The 16,874-nt window shown below is 63.4% G+C and carries 15 protein-coding genes and 1 tRNA gene; 4 read left to right on the top strand and 12 right to left on the bottom strand.

Annotation, left to right across the window (positions count from 1 at the left end):
- Positions 1-242: 242 nt before the first annotated feature.
- From gbdR to ACXX81_RS06335, 3 genes are all read right to left on the bottom strand, one after another.
- The gene (gene gbdR / locus ACXX81_RS06345) at positions 243-1,328 is read right to left on the bottom strand and encodes a choline metabolism transcriptional regulator GbdR (RefSeq protein ID WP_458571368.1); all 1,086 of its coding nucleotides are present in this window, start codon (positions 1,326-1,328) and stop codon (positions 243-245) included.
- A gap of 23 nt (positions 1,329-1,351) precedes the next feature.
- Entirely contained in the window at positions 1,352-2,758 is a 1,407-nt protein-coding gene (locus tag ACXX81_RS06340; protein ID WP_231423094.1) for an amino acid permease, read from the bottom strand.
- A 136-nt stretch (positions 2,759-2,894) separates the two neighbouring features.
- A complete protein-coding gene (locus ACXX81_RS06335) occupies positions 2,895-3,626 on the bottom strand; it encodes a BPL-N domain-containing protein (RefSeq protein WP_209983260.1) in 732 nt (243 codons plus the stop codon).
- A gap of 156 nt (positions 3,627-3,782) precedes the next feature.
- Between ACXX81_RS06335 and ACXX81_RS06330 the strand changes: the two genes are divergently transcribed.
- Positions 3,783-4,409 carry a glutathione S-transferase family protein gene (locus ACXX81_RS06330; protein ID WP_209983262.1) on the top strand — a complete coding sequence of 209 codons (627 nt, stop codon included), beginning with the start codon at positions 3,783-3,785 and terminating at the stop codon, positions 4,407-4,409.
- Between the two features lie 307 nt (positions 4,410-4,716).
- Here the strand turns inward: ACXX81_RS06330 and ACXX81_RS06325 are convergent, their stop codons facing one another.
- From ACXX81_RS06325 to ACXX81_RS06310, 4 genes are all read right to left on the bottom strand, one after another.
- Positions 4,717-6,453: an OPT family oligopeptide transporter gene (locus ACXX81_RS06325; RefSeq protein WP_458571367.1), complete on the bottom strand. Its 1,737-nt coding sequence runs from the start codon at positions 6,451-6,453 to the stop codon at positions 4,717-4,719.
- 75 nt (positions 6,454-6,528) lie between these two features.
- A complete protein-coding gene (locus ACXX81_RS06320) occupies positions 6,529-8,586 on the bottom strand; it encodes a methyl-accepting chemotaxis protein (RefSeq protein ID WP_209983266.1) in 2,058 nt (685 codons plus the stop codon).
- Between the two features lie 267 nt (positions 8,587-8,853).
- The gene (locus tag ACXX81_RS06315; protein WP_458571366.1) at positions 8,854-9,549 is read right to left on the bottom strand and encodes a tRNA (adenine(22)-N(1))-methyltransferase; all 696 of its coding nucleotides are present in this window, start codon (positions 9,547-9,549) and stop codon (positions 8,854-8,856) included.
- 16 nt (positions 9,550-9,565) lie between these two features.
- A complete protein-coding gene (locus ACXX81_RS06310; protein ID WP_322214115.1) occupies positions 9,566-9,955 on the bottom strand; it encodes an addiction module antidote protein in 390 nt (129 codons plus the stop codon).
- A gap of 340 nt (positions 9,956-10,295) precedes the next feature.
- On the opposite strand from ACXX81_RS06310, the gene ACXX81_RS06305 reads away from it, so the two are divergent.
- Positions 10,296-10,457 carry a DUF2986 domain-containing protein gene (locus tag ACXX81_RS06305; protein ID WP_209983274.1) on the top strand — a complete coding sequence of 54 codons (162 nt, stop codon included), beginning with the start codon at positions 10,296-10,298 and terminating at the stop codon, positions 10,455-10,457.
- Position 10,458: 1 nt separating this feature from the next.
- On the opposite strand, the gene ACXX81_RS06300 is transcribed toward ACXX81_RS06305, so the two are convergent.
- The 4 genes from ACXX81_RS06300 to ACXX81_RS06285 form a co-directional block, all read right to left on the bottom strand.
- Positions 10,459-11,670: a YeeE/YedE family protein gene (locus ACXX81_RS06300; protein WP_458571365.1), complete on the bottom strand. Its 1,212-nt coding sequence runs from the start codon at positions 11,668-11,670 to the stop codon at positions 10,459-10,461.
- Between the two features lie 90 nt (positions 11,671-11,760).
- Positions 11,761-12,555, bottom strand: coding sequence for a DNA/RNA non-specific endonuclease (locus ACXX81_RS06295; protein ID WP_458571364.1), 795 nt, complete (start codon positions 12,553-12,555; stop codon positions 11,761-11,763).
- 127 nt (positions 12,556-12,682) lie between these two features.
- Positions 12,683-12,758 (bottom strand) — tRNA-Asn (locus ACXX81_RS06290).
- Positions 12,759-12,818: 60 nt separating this feature from the next.
- Positions 12,819-13,715, bottom strand: coding sequence for a LysR family transcriptional regulator (locus ACXX81_RS06285; protein WP_209983280.1), 897 nt, complete (start codon positions 13,713-13,715; stop codon positions 12,819-12,821).
- A 98-nt stretch (positions 13,716-13,813) separates the two neighbouring features.
- On the opposite strand from ACXX81_RS06285, the gene lldD reads away from it, so the two are divergent.
- Positions 13,814-14,971 carry an FMN-dependent L-lactate dehydrogenase LldD gene (gene lldD, locus ACXX81_RS06280; protein WP_458571363.1) on the top strand — a complete coding sequence of 386 codons (1,158 nt, stop codon included), beginning with the start codon at positions 13,814-13,816 and terminating at the stop codon, positions 14,969-14,971.
- A gap of 167 nt (positions 14,972-15,138) precedes the next feature.
- On the top strand, positions 15,139-16,065 hold the full coding sequence (locus ACXX81_RS06275; RefSeq protein ID WP_231423100.1) for a GGDEF domain-containing protein: 927 nt from the start codon (positions 15,139-15,141) through the stop codon (positions 16,063-16,065).
- Positions 16,066-16,086: 21 nt separating this feature from the next.
- On the opposite strand, the gene ACXX81_RS06270 is transcribed toward ACXX81_RS06275, so the two are convergent.
- Positions 16,087-16,854, bottom strand: a complete 768-nt coding sequence (locus tag ACXX81_RS06270; RefSeq protein ID WP_422396112.1) for an iron-containing redox enzyme family protein — start codon at positions 16,852-16,854, stop codon at positions 16,087-16,089.
- Positions 16,855-16,874: the final 20 nt, after the last annotated feature.

Below are 16,874 nucleotides of genomic sequence, written 5' to 3'. Positions count from 1 at the left end.
ATTTGATTGGGGTCGGTCTTGTGGCGAGCGGGCTTGCCCCGCGTTGGGGTGCGCAGCGCCCCCAATCAAGGAAAACGCGGTGTACCTGATACGGCTCAGCGTCTGGTTTTGGGTCTGCTGCGCAGCCCAACGCAGGACGAGCCTGCTCGCCACAGGGAATCTGCGCTTAACTGAACGGCATTAGGGCTTGCCCGCTCGCCACAACCAGCTCGCTAGCCACGCAGATTCCAGCGTGGTGATCATCAGCGCCGTTGAATGCGCACGCTGGCGAAGGTCGGTTCGTCGCGTGCCTGTTCCAGGGTGCTTCTGGGGGTTGCCGGCGCGGAAGCGTGCAGCGGGGGCGGTGAGGCGAGTGGCGGGTGCAGGCGCATGTCGGCGCGTTCGTCGCTGGGGGCAACGCCGAAAAAATCGCGGTAGCACTTGGAAAAATGCGGCGTCGACACGAAGCCGCAGATCACCCCCAGTTCGACAATCGACAGGGATGTCTGCATCAGCAGTTGCCGCGCGCGGGTCAGGCGCAGTTTGAGGTAGTACCGCGACGGCGTGCAAAACAGATAACGCTGAAACATGCGCTCCAATTGGCGCCGCGAGACCTGCACGTAGGCCGCCAGGTCGTCCAGTTCGATGGGTTCTTCCAGGTTGGCTTCCATCAGCGCGACCACCTCCTGCAGCTTCGGCTGCTGCGTACCGAGCAGGTGTTTGAGGGGGACGCGCTGCTGGTCGCGTTCATTGCGAATGCGCTCGTACACGAACATCTGCGAGATCGCCGCCGAGAGTTCATGGCCATGATCGCGACTGATCAGGTGCAGCATCATGTCCAGCGGCGCGGTGCCGCCGGAGCTGGTGAAACGGTTGCCATCAAGGCTGAACACGCTGGTGCTCACCGTAACGCGGGCAAAGGCTTCCTGCATCGAGGCCATCAGCTCCCAATGCACGCTGCACTGGAAGCCGTCGAGCAGCCCCGCCAGGGCCAGCGCCCAACTGCCGGTGCACACCTCGCCCAATCGCCGGCAATGCAGACGCGCCTGGTTGCGCAGCCAGGCGATATGCTCGGCGGTCACGGCCTGTTGAATGCCGATGCCGCCGCACACCACCACCACATCGAGGCTGAGCGGGTCGCGGGTGGACGCATCCGGCGTGACCGCCACGCCATCGCTGGCCCACACCGGCTGGCCGTTGAGGCTCAGGGTCTGCCAGCGGTACAGCTCCTCGCCGGCCAGTTGATTGGCCATGCGCAACGGCTCGACCGCGCAGGACAGGGAAATCAGGGTGAACTGGTCCAGCAGCAAAAAGCCGATGGTCTGGCAGGCCGGCGCATCAGGTGCCATGGCAGTCACTCCCCAGCGGCTGATCAGGACTGCTCCAGCGCCACCGGCGTGACCGCCGACCCGTGCTGGCGCGCGGTGATCAGGCCGATAAACGAAATCACCAGCGCCAGGCCAATGGTCGACGACACTTCCAGGCGGTGGTCCGGCGTCACCATCATCACCCCCAGCGCCAGGCAGATGAACACAATCACCAGGTAGGTAAGCCAGGGAAACAGCCACATGCGAAAGGTCAGCTCAACGTTCTGCCGCAGCAGCAAACGGCGCATGCGCAATTGCGAAACCGCGATCACCAGGTACACCAGCAGCGCGATGGCGCCGGAGCTTGCCAGCAGAAACTGGAACAGCCCGGCCGGCATGAAATAGCTCAGCAGCGTGATGCCCGCACCGATGATGGTGCTCGCGATCACCGCCGCCCGGGGCACGCCCGCCGCCGAGGTGGCTTTGAGCGCACGCGGCGCATCGCCGCGTTTGCCCAGGGAAAACAGCATCCGAGAAGAGATGTAAATCGAGGAGTTCATGCAACTGGCCACGGCGATCAGCACCACCAGGTCGACCATGAATTTGGCGTTGGGGATATTCATCAACTCCAGCGCACGCTGATAAGAGCCCACGGAGGCCAGCAGCGGATCGTTCCACGGCACCACCGAAATCACGATGGAGATCGACAGCAGATAGAACACGCCAATGCGCCAGATCACCGAGCGCGTGGCCTTGGCGATGTTCTGCGCCGGATTGCTCGATTCGGCGGCGGCGATGGTCACCGCTTCCGTACCGATAAAGCTGAACATGATGGTGATAAACGCACCCACCACCGCCGACAGGCCATTGGGCGCAAAACCGCCGTGTTCCTGCATCAGGCGGCTCAGGCCGCTGGCTTCGCGGTGCGGAATCCAGCCCATCAGCACGCTGAAGCCCAGGCCGATAAAGCCGACGATGGCGATCACTTTGGCCATGGCGAACCAGAATTCGAACTCGCCGTACTTGGCCACACTGAACAGGTTGGTGATCACCAGCAGGATGATCGACAGCAGCGCGAACAGCCAGGCGTCCACCTGCGGGAACCACTGGTTGAGCACATGTCCGGCGGCCAGCGCTTCGATCGGGATCACCAGCACCCAGAACCACCAGTACAACCAGCCGATAGTGAACCCGGCCCAGGGGCCGATAGCCTGGTCGGCATAGGTGGAGAACGAGCCGGTGTCAGGCCGCGCCACCGCCATTTCGCCAAGCATGCGCATCACCAGCACCACCAGCAACCCGGAGGCCAGGTACGCCAGCAACACCGCGGGCCCGGCGGCCGCGATGGCATGCCCGGAACCGACAAACAGCCCGGCGCCGATGATGCCGGCAATCGACAGCATGGTCACATGGCGTGGCTTGAAGCCCTGCGCCAACTGACCGCTGGAATCCTTGGAGTTGAGGTTAATCATTGTTTTTGTTGTGCTCTGCGACCCAATTGCGCACCACCATACGGGCGCAGAGCCAGGCGAAAAGGCCTGAGTACGTCACGATCGTGCCTGATGTCGACATGCACAAAAGCGCAGGCCGCCCGTGACGCTGGCGGCGTTACTCCTGAACGCTGCGGATCAACGCACCGAACAGGTCGCCACGGGGCATTTTGTCCAGCGGGATATCGGCGTTCTCGAACCACTCGCGCCCGGCTTCCGGGTGCGGGCCACTGAGTACCACCACGCCCTTTTTATAGGTGTAGCGCGCGGCCGCGACGTCGCCATTGTGGTAGGTCGCGAGGGTCTGGTAAGGCGTGGCTGCGGTGGATGTGGGGAAGTACGGCCCGTCCTGATAGAACACGTAGTCCGGCTTGCCGGCCCAGGTGACGCGCACCGCTGCGTCGTCGATGCCGCTGACTTCAAAGCCTGGACGACCGGCTTCGGTGTCGATGGCGTCGGGGATCAGGCCGAGGTTGTTGTCGTCCGCCAGATAGGCGCCCATGCACAGGCCCAGGTAGCGGCCGCCCTTGGCCACATAGTTGCGGATAGCCTCGGCGCGCTCGTCGCCCAGGCTGTCGAGCGCGCCGGGAATGTCCTGGCCGCCGCCTGGCTGCACGTAGAGGTCGTAACGCGCGAGGGTTTGCGCGGTGATGTCGATGTCCTCGTCCGCGCCGACGAAGTCGACCTGGTAGCCGGGGTTGAGGCGCAGCAGGGCTCTTTTCACATTTTCCGAGCAGTCATCGCACCCTGCCGGGCCCCGGTAGATGGCGACATGGGTGATCGGCGCGGCGGCGTACGCCTGGAAGGCGGCGAAGGCAAGGAAGGTGGCGACAACGGCGTGCAGTTTCATGGTGGCGGGTTCTTCACAGATTGGGGGCACGCGCATAGCCTAAAGCGAATGGCCGCTTAAAAAAGTTAACAGTTGTAAACGCCCTGGGCGATCCCGGGGCACTCTGCGGCCCTGTGACAGTCCATTCCTGCACACCCCCCTACTCTGGAGCCGTCCATGATCACCGTCCATCACCTCAACAATTCACGTTCCCAGCGCATCCTGTGGCTGCTGGAAGAGCTTGGCCTGCCGTACGAGATCAAGCGTTACCAGCGCGACCCGAAAACCAACCTGGCGCCGCCGGAGCTCAAGGCAATCAATGCGCTGGGCAAGTCGCCGGTGATCGAGGACGGTGGCAACGTGGTGATCGAGTCCGGCGCCATTGTCGACTACCTCATCCGCCGCCACGGCGCCGGCCGCCTGCAACCGGACGCCGGCAGTGCCAGCTACGATCAGTACGTGCAATGGCTGCACTTTGCCGAAGGTTCGGCCATGTTGCCGCTGATGCTTAATTTGTATGTGGGCCGCCTGGGTGAAGCGGGCGCGCCGCTGCATCCGCGTATCGAGTCGGAAGTGGCCAATTACCTGGGGTATCTGGATAACGCCCTGGCAAACTCGCCCTACCTGCTGGGGGATGAGTTGAGCGGCGCGGATATCCAGATGAGTTTTATCGGCGAAATCGCCAAGGCCCAGGGCAAGTTGCAGGCTTACCCCAACCTGGCGGCGTGGGTGCAGCGCTTCCAGGCGCGGCCGGCGTATCGCAAGGCGGTGGAGCAAGGTGGCGAGTATGCGTTCGCCAAGTGAGGCGTAGAGCCGGTCCGTTGTAGCAAGCGGACTTGCCCTAATGCCAGTCAGTTAAGCGCAGCTCCCCTGTGGCGAGCAGGCTTGTCCTGCGTTGGGCTGCGCAGCAGCCCCCAAAGCCAGGCGCTGAGCCGTATCAGGTACACCGCGTTTTGCTCGATTGGGGGCGCTTCGCACCCCAACGCGGGGCAAGCCCGCTCGCCACAATAAGCCCACACATTTTCCTTAACTGAACGGCATTAGGGCAAGCCCGCTCGCCACAGGAATGGGATTGGCTGAAATATCTCACGCCCACATCGGATCTGCCGGCTTAGCGAAACATCTGCCACAACGACGCCCCGACGCCGGTGATGCTCTCACCGGCAATCAACCCCGCTGCTGCCGTGATCGCAAAGCGCTGCGTCACACTCGGCCAGCGCAGGCTGACCAGCCAGGTGAGCACCGCGCCCAGCGCCATCATCAACGACACCGAGGCCGGCAGCACAAACGCCAGGCCCAGGGCGGCGGCACTCGGCAGGTAGCGCGCGCGATGGGCCGGCAAGGTGCTGTCGAGCACGCCCAGCAGCACGCCGATCAGGCCGGCGATGCCGATCGCCCAGCGAATACTCGGCGACAGTGAATCCAGGCCATGGGTGAGGGTTTGCGCCACGGCTTTCCAGGTGGCCACGGCCGGTGCCGGCCACTCCTCGGTGAGCAGCATGCCCTGCGGATCGGGGATCAGCGCCAGGTACGCAAACACGCCGACGATGCTGCCGACGAAGATCCCGAGGATCTGCGCAATCATCTGCTTGCGTGGCGTCGCCCCAATCGCCTTGCCCACCTTGAAGTCGTTCATCAGGTCGGTGCACTGCCCGGCCGAACCACCGGCGGTGTTGGCGCTCATCAGGTTGATCGGCACCTGCCCCGGCGCGACGATGCCGAAACTCAACTGGGACAATTGCCCGATCGCCCCGATCGGCGGAATGCCGGTGGCGCCCACCACCCGCGCCGCCACGGCCGCCAGGCAAATCGCCAGGGGGATGGTCAGCAGGGCCATGCCCAGGTTGATGCCGAACAGCAGCGCCTGCAGGCTCACCACCAGGATGATCGACAGCACGAAACCCACCGCCGGCCCGGGCCTGGGCAGGGTCCAGGGCGTACCGCCGCCGGCCTTGCTCGAGGCATGCAACGCCCACAGGCGGATCGCCAGCGAGGCCAGGGTCGAGCACACCATCAGGCTCACGCCCGGCCACAGCAGCCATTCCACCAGCACGGCGAACTGCGGGCCACGGCTGCCCTCGGGCAGGCTCACCAGATGCTGCGCCAGCAACCACGGCCCCAGCCCGCCCCAGGCGAGCAGCGCACCGAGCAACAGGGTCAGGCCCACGCGCAAGCCGATGATGCCGCCAAAGCCGAGCAGCAACAGCGAAGGGTCGGCGGTAAATGTGAGGCGTTCGAGCTGCACGCTCGGCGACCAGCGCGGGAACGCCCACATGAAGGTATCCACCCACTTGACCAGCCCGGACAGCAACGCCGCGCCAAGCAGCACTTTCAAGCGTATCGCGGCTTCGCGGCCGTGGTTGTAGATGTGCAGTAAGGTCTCCAGGGTGGCCATGCCTTCGGGAAACTTCAGCGCCTTGTCATTGAGCAACGAAGGCCGCAGGTACCAGGCAATCCAGATGCCCAGAAAGCTCACCGAAAACACCCAGGCGATCATCGGAATCGGGTCCAGTTGGTGGCCGGTGAGCAAGGTGTAGGCCGGGATCGGCGCCACCAGCCCGCCGGAAATGATCGACGCCGCCGCCGAGGCGACGGTCTGGTTGATATTGCTCTCGTGCAGCGTCCACGGCAGTGCCGTGCTGGAGCGCCTGGCCAGGCCTTGCCAGATCGCGTAACCGACCAGCAAGGCGATGATTGACATGTTGAATGACCAGCCGATCTTCAGGCCGGCGTAGACATTGGAGGGGGTCAACAGGATGCCGAGCACGACTCCGGTAATGACCGCGCGCGGGCTGAGTTCACGTTCGACGGGGCCGTGCAAAGGGGATGTTGGCGGGGTTGAAGGCATGCGGATTCCTTTCGGCAAGGGCACAGGGCGACTTAACAAGTGAGCCCCGTAACCCTCGAAGGTTCATCCGCAGCCTCAGCCCAGGCGGAACCGCGCGGTGTTGTCGCTCAAGGCGCGGCTGCCTCTGCTCAAGGTATCCGCCGCCTGGTTCACCGCCCGTGCACCGTCGAGCAAGCGCCCGGCCGCCTGGTCCACCTGCTGGATATTGCCGCTCACTTCATCTGCGGTGGTGGCTTGTTCTTCCACTGCAGCCGCGATCTGCGCCAGGGTGTCGGTGACGTTCTGCACCGCGCCGGCGATTTCACCCAGGCGCGTGCCCAGGCCGGTGACCGACTCGGCGTCGGTGAGGGCCTGCTCGCAGGCGGCGCCCATCAGGCTGACGGCCTGGCTGACCGTGGCGCGCAGGCTGTCCACCGTGTTGGCGATCTGCGCGGTGGAGGCCTGGGTGCGTTGCGACAGGCTGCGCACTTCATCGGCTACCACGGCAAAGCCCCTGCCCTGCTCCCCTGCGCGCGCGGCTTCGATGGCCGCATTGAGCGCCAGCAGGTTGGTCTGTTCGGCGATGCCGCGAATGGTGTCGACCACCGACTGAATCTGCTGGCCCTGCTGGCTCACCTGCTCCAGCGCGTTGGCGGTGTCGGTGAGGCGCTGGTTGAGTTGCTGGATGCTGGCGGTGGTGCGCTGGCTGTCGCGGCTGCTGTCTTCGGCGATGCGCCGGGTCTGCTGGGCGCTGCCGGATGCCTGTTCGCAGCTTCTGGCCACGCCCATCGACGTGGCCGCCAGTTGGGTGGCAGCGGCGGCGATCTGGCTGATCTGGTGCTGCTGGTCTTCAACCTCGTTGAGGGTACTGCCCGACTGGGCATTGAGGGTCAGCACCGCCGAACCGAGCTGCTGGGTCTCGTGGTTGACGCCGAGCAGGCTGGTGCGCAACTGCGCCACGGCAACGTTGAGCGCGGCGCTGATGGCGGCCAGTTCGTCACGGCCTTGCACCGCCACTTCCACGCACAGGTTGCCGTCGCGCAACGACTCGGCCAGCGTGGTGATACCGCTGGCACTGCGTTGAATCGAGGCCTGCAGGCACATGAACAGGTACAGCGCCGCCAGGGCCAGCAGGCTGAACGTGGCCGCCACCGGCACGAATTGCTGCAGGGAACGGGCGTGGTAATAGTTCAGGCGCGCGTCCAGCGAGTTCAGCGACTGGTTGCGCAGCGCGCCGAGGCCGCCGAGCATGGCGTCGACACTGCGGTCGAAGGCGGCGCTGTCGAGCTTGATGGTGCCGCCGAACACGCCGTCGTCGAGGATTTTGAGTTCGCTGTCGAGCAGTTGCAGGCTGTTATCGTACTGCGCGCTCCACGCCTCGAGACCGGCATAGGGCTTGGCCTTGAGCGAGGCGGCGGCCTTGACCAACTGGTCCCGCGCGTCGCCGATGCGGCTACGCAGGTCGCGCATCTGCAAGCGGCTTTGCAGGGTGAACTGCCCGGACGCGATGGACGACTGCCCCACACTGGCCATGCGCCCAACGCGCTCGATCAAGTCCGGCGTCTGCTGGGTGGAGATCTGCATCAACAGGTAGGTTTCCAGCCACGGGTCGAGGATCAGGCCGGTGTCGAGGGCGATTTGCTCGCGCAGGCCTTGCATCGCGGTCAGCGCCGAAGTGAAGCGGTCGTAGCCGTCCGGCCACCAGCCGACGGTGCGCAGGGATTGCGTGTCCATGCCTTTGACCGTCGCTTGCAACGCCGTAAACCGGGCCAGGGTTTCGGCGCTGGCCTGCTGGGCAGCGAGCGTGTCGCCCAGGGCTTGCAGGCTCTGCTGGATCATGGGGTTAAAGGCATCGACCTTGTCCATCGCCGCTTTGGCTGCCGGGGTGGGTTCGCGCAGCAGGTCCACCGCTTTCCACCGCGCGGCCAGGTTGCGCTGGGCGGTGAGTTGGCTGTCGAGGGAGTCCATGGCCAACAGTTGCTGAACGCCGGACTTTTCGCTGGAAATCACCGCACTTTTCTCGCGGTAGTCCGCCGCGATCATCCACAGGCTGCCGACCAGCGGCAGCATGAACAGGAGGAATAGAATCTGAAACTTGCGCGCAAAACCGAAGCGCCCGAGCAGGCGCATACCGGGTGATAACAGACTGTGCATTGCCGACAACTCCTGGAACAACCCACACCGTGCACGGCGAGGCGAAGCCTTGAAACGACTAACGGCAAAATGCCATGTCATTGATTGGGCTGGCACAAGCAAGATATGGGCCGCTGGCCACAGGCCCGGAATTGGCGGTGTGGCGAGGAGCCGCCCCGTGGGAGGTGCGCAAAATTGGGGCGAAAGCACTCAGTGTGTGGCGCACACTGTAACCGGGCACCGGATTGGTGCGGCGCCCTGTGGGAATGCGCTGATCATGGCGAGGTGTTACGCCAGCAAGGCGGTGATCCATCGCACCTGCCGTTGAAGTGCTTGCAGCCTGTGTTCCGGGCCCCCTTGCAACGCTCGCTCGAAGCCTGCGAGGGTGCGCTGCTTCAGGCACAACAGACGCTGCCACTTGGCGAAAAATACCGGGCTGCGCGCCTGCAGGTTCAGCGGGCCGAAGTACAGTTGTTCGGGCGTATAGGCGACCGGCCCAGTACGTTCGGCAACGATGATTTCGTAGTAGAAACGGTTCTCGTGCAGCAGTTCCTCGTGGAGGATTCGGTAGCGGTTGTCCATCAGCCACCGACGCAGCGGTTGCTCACCGCCATTGGGCTGCAGGATCAGGCGTTCCTGGCCGGTGAGACGTGCCTTGCCAGCGTCGAGAATGTCGCGAATCGTCTCCCCGCCCATGCCGCACAGGCTGATGGCGGTAATCCCGTCATCCGGTTCGATGGCCGCCAGCCCACTGGCCAGGCGCACCCTGATCAGCGGCTCCAGCCCCTTCTCACGGACACTGCGCTCGGCCACCCGAAAGGGCGTCTCGGCCACCTCCCCTGCCACCGCGGCCGTGATCACCCCGCGATGCACCAACGCCACCGGCAGGTAACCGTGATCGGAACCGATGTCCGCCAGGCGCGCCCCCGCCGGCACCTGCGCCGCCACGCGCTCAAGGCGCCGGGATAATGTGTGTTCGTTCAACTGTGGGTCCTTTGGATCATGAATCGCCGGCGACGGCCTGTTTGGCCCGTACCGTTTTTTGACTGGCAGGTGCAGCCATTGGCCGCACCGTCAGCTCGACGCCCAGCGCCGCCATCAATTTCTGGACAGTCTCATAGCGCGTTTTGCTACCGCCCTTCAGGGTTTTATACAGACTCTCTCGGTTCACCCCGGCTGCCTCTGCCACCTTGCTCACGCCCAACGCTTTAGCGACCTCGGCCAGCGCCTTCATCAGCAACTGCGGGTCATTGGCCTGCATGCTGTGCGCCAGGTAAGCACTGATGGATTCCGGGCTGTCGAGGAAGCGCGAAGCTTCATAGGTGCGGGTGCCGGTAGTGTCCAGGTCGAGGATCGGCATGTCCTCTGGCTTGAATTTTGACTCGCTCATCTCACTGACCTCTCAGGGCATCAAGAATCTCTTTTGCCCGTTTGATTTCGAGCCATGTATCGAACTCTGGCGTCCTGCCGATCAAATTGGTCACAGTATCAGTTGTAGCCTATCGGCTACTCCTTGCCAATGCTAGTGGATTTTAGATGCCGGTGCGTACCGGTCAAAAAAACCTAGTCCAGCCCGTGTAGTGGCTGCTTATCGATTCTATTAACGCTTGTTTCCAGGTTGGATCGCGTCGCGCAATCAAGCCAGGTAAACCACTTGAGCCCGACCAGCCAGCGGTCATGCCAACTCAAACTGCTATCATCCGCGCCTGCACACATCCGGACTGGAAACCATGAACCGTCAAAAGAAACTGCAGCAACTTTTCAAGGCGAAGGCGAAGAAGGCCAATGCCAAATTGGCGCCTAAAAGCAAAGACAAATACATCAGCAAGGCCGAGCGGGAAAGGCTGGCGAACGAAGCGGATCAAACACCCGGGCTTTCCCCGCAGAGCTGATTCAGCAACCGTTCAACGCCACCGGCGGCCTTTCACCTGCGAAGAAAAACGGCCGCAGGCGCACACCCACGCCGTTGCCGATAAACGCCGCCACCAGCCACACCCAGCCATGCAGGCTGCCCGAGGCAATGCCGCTGAAGTACGCGCCGATGTTGCAGCCGTAGGCCAGGCGCGAGCCGTAGCCGAGCAGCAGCCCGCCGATCACTGCGGCTATCAGCGAACGCGCGGGGATTTTCAGGCTGGGGGCGAAGCGTCCGGCCAGGCCTGCGGCCAGCAGCGCGCCGAGAACGATGCCGATGTCCATCACGCTGGTGATGTCTTCCCATACCGGCGCGGCCAGGGCCTTGGCATTGCCGGGCATCTGCCAGAACGCCCAGCCGGACACGTCCACCCCCAACCCGCTCGCCACCTTGGCGCCCCACAGCGCGAACGCTGAGGTGATGCCCCACGGCCGACCGGCCAGGGCCAGGGTGGCGTAGTTGAGCAGCGCCAGGCCAATCGCGCCCCACACCAGCGGCCACGGCCCGCGCAGAAAGCGGCGCAGCCCCTGGTGCTCGCTTGTCACGCCTTCTTCAAGCTGGCCATGCCGGGCTTTTTCCAGGCGCACGGTCAGCAACGCAATCGCCGCAAACACCACCAGGCTCAGGACCAATGCTGGTACTACGCCAAAACTCTTGACGATGGACATCGCCGGGAACGCCGGCAGCGCAAACCACCAATCCACATGGTGCGTGGCGATCAGCGAACCACAGATAAAGAACAACAGTGTCACCAGCATGCGCGCATTGCCGCCGCCCACGGTGAACAAGGTGCCCGACGCGCAGCCGCCCCCCAGTTGCATGCCGATGCCGAAGATAAAGGCGCCAAATACCACCGACACCCCGGCCGGCGCCACCAGCCCCACCACCGGCTGGCCAAACAGCGTGCCCGCGCCCAGCGCCGGGAAAAACAGCAGCACCGCCACCGCCAGCATCACCATCTGCGCACGCAGCCCGGCACCGCGCCGGTCCTTGATGAACACGCGCCACGCCGAGGTGAAACCGAAGGCGGCGTGGTAGAGGGTCAGGCCCAGGGCAGCGCCGACCACCAGCAACAGCACCTGGCGCGCGCCGACCGTGTTTTGCAGGAACAGCGCGCCGACGACCAGCAGGATAAAGGCCAGCAGCGGCGCGACTGGCTTGCGCGTGGGCGCCAGCGAAAGGGAGGTGCTCATGGAGATCTCGTTTGACGTTGATTGCAGGACGGTCAGTATGCCGTTTTTTCGTAACAGCCGGCTCACCCGCTCCTACAGTGGGACGCTCGATCAGCCACGGCCTATCGAACCGCTCACCGGCAGATTGCCCAACAACTTCAGCCCGGTGGTTTTCACGAAGCTGTCGTAATCCATCGGCCGTTGAATGCGGGTTTCCGAATTAGGCAGCACATAGGCCCAGGCACGTTTGGAAGCGGCGTCATACACCAGTTTGAACAGCCGCGTCGGCACCCACACCTTATTGCGGCCAATGGTGCCGTAACCCGCGTCGAACAACGGCCCGGTGAACACAAACACATCGCCGCCCGCGCGCGCGGCGAACTTGCGCACATCGGACTCGACCTTGCTCCAGATCTTGCGGTTGTTGGTGGGGTCTTGCGGCACCATGTTCGACAGCGCGAACGACTGCGCCATGGCATGCGCGTCTGGCGCGTCGGCGGCCGGCGACTGGTGGCCGCGGTCCACCGCAGGGTGCTGGGCATGGTAGTCACTCAGCTCCGCGCGACCGCCTTTGGGAATGCGTGGGTCGGCGTAGAACTGGTTGGTACGCTCTTCGCCTTTCGCAGCTTTCAACAAGGCGGCGTTGAGGCGTTCGACCACCACCAGCGGCGTCTTGCTGGTTTGCGAGTAGAGCACGGCAAAGTTATCGGAACACAGCGCCAGCGGTTTCAGGCTGGCGGGTACGGTAGCGGTGTTGATCGGTGCGGCCGGGAACAGGTCGGCGCAGCTGTCAAAGGACAGGCGCTTTTCGTCTTTCGAGTAGAGGGCCGACAGGTTGCGGGCGTGGGCGACAGGCGCAAGCAAAACCAGGGCAGACAAGGCAGCGGCAATAATACGTAAGTGCATGTTTCATATCTTGAAAGTGGGGGCCTGTTGACCGCCCTTTTTCACTTTAGTGCCTGCCCGGCCTGGTCTGTTACCTTCGGCAAATCCCAGGCAAAAAAAAGCCTGCATCGCTGCAGGCTTTTCTATCTGGCTCCACGACCTGGACTCGAACCAGGGACCCAATGATTAACAGTCATTTGCTCTACCAACTGAGCTATCGCGGAATGCGCCGTATGTTACTGATTAAAAAGAAGAAGTCAACCCTGCCCTGCTGACTGCCAGGTTTAAAGCGGATGGCCTGCAGAAAGCTGCTGCTCCTCGGCCAGATCCAGCCAGGCCCGCGCCGCCGGCGGCAGGTGTGCGCTGCTGCGCCAGGCCAGGGCGATGTGCCAGTCGGTGTGCGGTTCGTCCAGGGGGATCAGGGCAATGCCGGCGTGCTGGTGCTTGAGCGCGAGCATGCGCGGCAGGAAGGCGACACCGAGGCCGGCGGCGACCAGATCGACGATGAAGTCGATCTGTGCGCTGCGCGCGGTGACCTTGGGTGTCACACCCCTGCGCTCGCAGGCGGCGAGGATCTTGGCGTTCAGCGCGAAGCCGGCTTCAAAGAGGATGAACGGTGAGTCGGCCAGATCCGTGAAGTCGATGCGGCTGCGCAGCGCCAGAGGATGGCTGACCGGCAAGACGGCGATCAAGGGTTCATTGCGTACGGGCTGATAGTCGAAGCCTTCATCCACGGGCAACAGCAGTGCCGCGAGGTCGACCTCACCGGCTTGCAGGCATTCGCGCAGTTTCTTGCTGCCGTATTCGGTCAGCTCGATCTCGATGTCCGGGTAGCGGCTGCGGTAAATCGCAAACATGCTCGCAAACAGCAGGCCGCAGCCCACCGGCGGCAAGCCGATGCGCAATACGCCGCGTTTGAGGCCGCGCAGGTCGTGGATTTCGGCCACAAGGTTGGCGTGTTCGGCGAGCAGCGCCAGCGCGTGGCGGTAGGTCATTTCGCCGGCGGCGGTAAGCTCGTTTCGGTGACCCAGACGATTGAGCAACGGCATGCCCAATTCCTCTTCCAGGGTCTTGACCGCCTTGCTTACGGTGGACTGGGTGAGGGACACCACCTCGGCCGCCTGGGAGAACCCTCCCTGGCGCACCACCTCAACAAAGGCGCGCAATGTGCGCAGGTTCATCGGCATTCCTTTTGCGACTTGGCTGTAGTGATAAAAGTTGTTTTTATCATGCCAGATCTTTGCCTATGGTTAACGCATCCTGCCGGAGACACTGCCCAATGATCATCTCGTCCGCTTCCGATTACCGCGCCGCCGCCAAGCGAAAGTTGCCGCGCTTTTTGTTCGACTACATCGACGGCGGCGCCTACGCCGAACACACCTTGCGCGCCAACTGCTCGGACTTGACCGACATCGGCCTGCGCCAGCGGGTGCTGCGCAACGTCGACAACCTGAGTCTCAGCACCTCGTTGTTCGGCCAGGAACATACCTTGCCGGTGATCCTGAGTCCGGTGGGGCTGACCGGCATGTTCGCGCGGCGCGGTGAAGTGCAGGCGGCCAGGGCGGCGGCCAACAAGGGCATTCCCTTTTGCCTGTCGACGGTGTCGGTGTGTTCGATTGAGGAAGTGGCGTCGCAAAGCTCGCAGCCCCTCTGGTTTCAGTTGTATGTGCTCAAGGACCGCGGCTTCATGCGCAACGCGCTGGAGCGCGCGCAGGCTGCCGGCGTGACCACTCTGGTGTTTACCGTCGACATGCCGACGCCCGGTGCACGCTACCGCGACGCGCACTCGGGCATGTCCGGGCCGTACGCCGCTCAGCGCAGGCTGTTGCAGGCCATCACCAAGCCGCAGTGGGCGTTCGATGTGGGGTTGATGGGCCGCCCCCACGACCTCGGCAACATTTCAACGTATCTGGGCAAACCTACGCACCTGGAAGATTACATGGGCTGGCTGGCCAACAACTTCGACCCCTCGATCAGTTGGAAAGACCTGGAATGGATCCGCGACGTCTGGAAGGGCCCGATGATTATCAAGGGCATCCTCGACCCGCAGGATGCGAGGGACGCAGTGAGTTTCGGCGCGGACGGCATCGTGGTGTCCAACCATGGCGGGCGGCAGCTCGATGGCGTGCTGTCCACCGCCAGGGCGCTGCCGCCCATTGCCGACGCGGTGGGCGATGAGCTGACCGTGCTGGTGGATTCGGGCATTCGCTCCGGTCTCGACGTGGTGCGCATGCTGGCCCTGGGTGCCAAGGCCTGCCTGCTGGGGCGCGCCACTGCCTATGCGCTGGCTGCCGATGGCCAGCAGGGCGTGGAAAACCTGCTGGACATCTTCGCCAGGGAAATGCGCGTGGCCATGACACTGACCGGCGTGACGTCGATTGAGCAGATTGATCACAACATCCTGGTGCATCAGCCAAATAACCGGCGTGACACTTAGGCGGGCGTTTGCGCCCGTAGAAACCGCCATTGATTTGTAAGGTGTTTTTTTTAATTAAACGAATTGGCATGAATCTCGCTCTAACACTTCCCAAGCAGGGCAAGTAATGGCACCCGACACGCTGACTTAGCCTGTAAGACGTTCAAGTGCTGAGAGGCCGATTGCTGATGAAAACACCTACCCAGATCCACGCAATCGACTTCGACAGCGCCAAATTGCAACGCCTGGGTTTCGGTCAGCCCTCGCCGCTGCCGCACCGCCCCGTAACGCTGGCTCAGTTACGCCAGCAACTGGGGCAGCATCTGCAAACCAGCCTGGAGCCGGAGCGCATCCTGGGTCTGTTCTTTCGCGAAATCCAGCGACTGGTGCCCCTCGACGCGATGGTTTATCGCCATCAGGCCAGCGACCTGCGACTTGAGTTCGGCCAGCGCGGCCATCACTCGGTGAGTTACACCCTCAGCCACGAGGGCGAACCTCTGGGCGAACTGGTGCTGCGCCGCAACCAGCGCCTGGCCGAGGAAGAGCTGGGGCAGCTCGAATCACTGCTGTCCACCCTGCTCTACCCAATGCGCAATGCCCTGCTTTATCGCACGGCCACCCGCAGCGCGCTGCGCGACCCGCTGACCCAGACGGGCAACCGCATCGCCATGGACCAGACCCTGCAGCGCGAAATCGACATGGCGCGCCGGCATTTGAACCCATTGTCGCTGCTGATGCTGGACATCGATCACTTCAAGCACATCAATGACACCCATGGCCACAGCGCCGGCGACCACGTGCTGCGCGCAGTGGCGGCGTCGATCAAGGGCCAGTTGCGTAATGTGGACATGGTGTTCAGGTATGGCGGGGAAGAATTTCTGATCCTGCTCTCCAACACCAGCCGGGAGGCGGCGGCGATGGTCGGCGAGCGACTGCGCCAGGCGGCACAGGCCGAGAATTATTGGGCGGACGATACCCGCATCGATCTGACGGTGAGCCTGGGTTGCTCCACCTTGCTGGCGGCCGAATCCGCCGAGAGCCTGCTGCGTCGCGCCGACAACGCCTTGTATGTCGCCAAGCGTGAAGGTCGCAACCGTCTGGCAATGGCGGGGTAAGCCCCCGCCACTGGGTTTACATCATGCTTCGCTGGCCACGCGTACCGGCCGTTCTCGGGCGGCCACGGGCGCTGTTTCTCTCTCCAGACGCATGCAGCTTTCCAGGAACAGGTACATGTAGTCGTAGCTCTTGCACACGGCCTGGCGCAGTTCTTCCTGCAGGGCTCTGGTCGGGTTCATGCCGGCCAGGGTGCAAATGATCTCCAGCGCTTCCCATGGGTGAGCATCGTCGTACTGGGCATGCATCTTCAACCACTTCATCGCCCGCTTGCGGTCTTCCTCAGGGAAGGCCGCCGCATACACGCCGGTTGAACACACCACGGCCGACCACTCCCCGGTCGCCCCCTCGATCGCATAGTTGGTGGCGGCAATCGCGACGATCAACGCATCGGACGAACTGGTGTGCCAGCACCAATGGCTCAGTGCGTGCAGCTCCGGCGGTACGTTTTGCGCCTGCAGTTCTTCAAGGCTGACGCCATGGGCACGGGCCCAATGAACCCAATAGTCGGCGTGGTTGAGTTCCACACGAATATTGCGCATCAGCCAACGTCGCGCCATATCCTCCCCAGGATGGCGCGCGAACTTGGTTTTGGTGAGGTTTTGTGCCATGTACAAGGCAAACTGTTCCACCACAGGCCAGCCACCGATCAGGTAGTGGCGCATGGTTTTGGCGCTGAGCGTATTGTCGCGCATGCGCTGGTACAGTTCGTGTTCGACAACCCGGCGCTTGCTCTCGCTACAGTCCTGGATCAGTTGTTGCGCCCAGGCTGGGTAACTCGAGGCTTCCATAAGCGGGCCGGTTCGGTTGA

Source organism: Pseudomonas sp. GNP013 (assembly GCF_054343995.1).
This window is presented reverse-complemented; position numbering and strand designations above follow the sequence as displayed.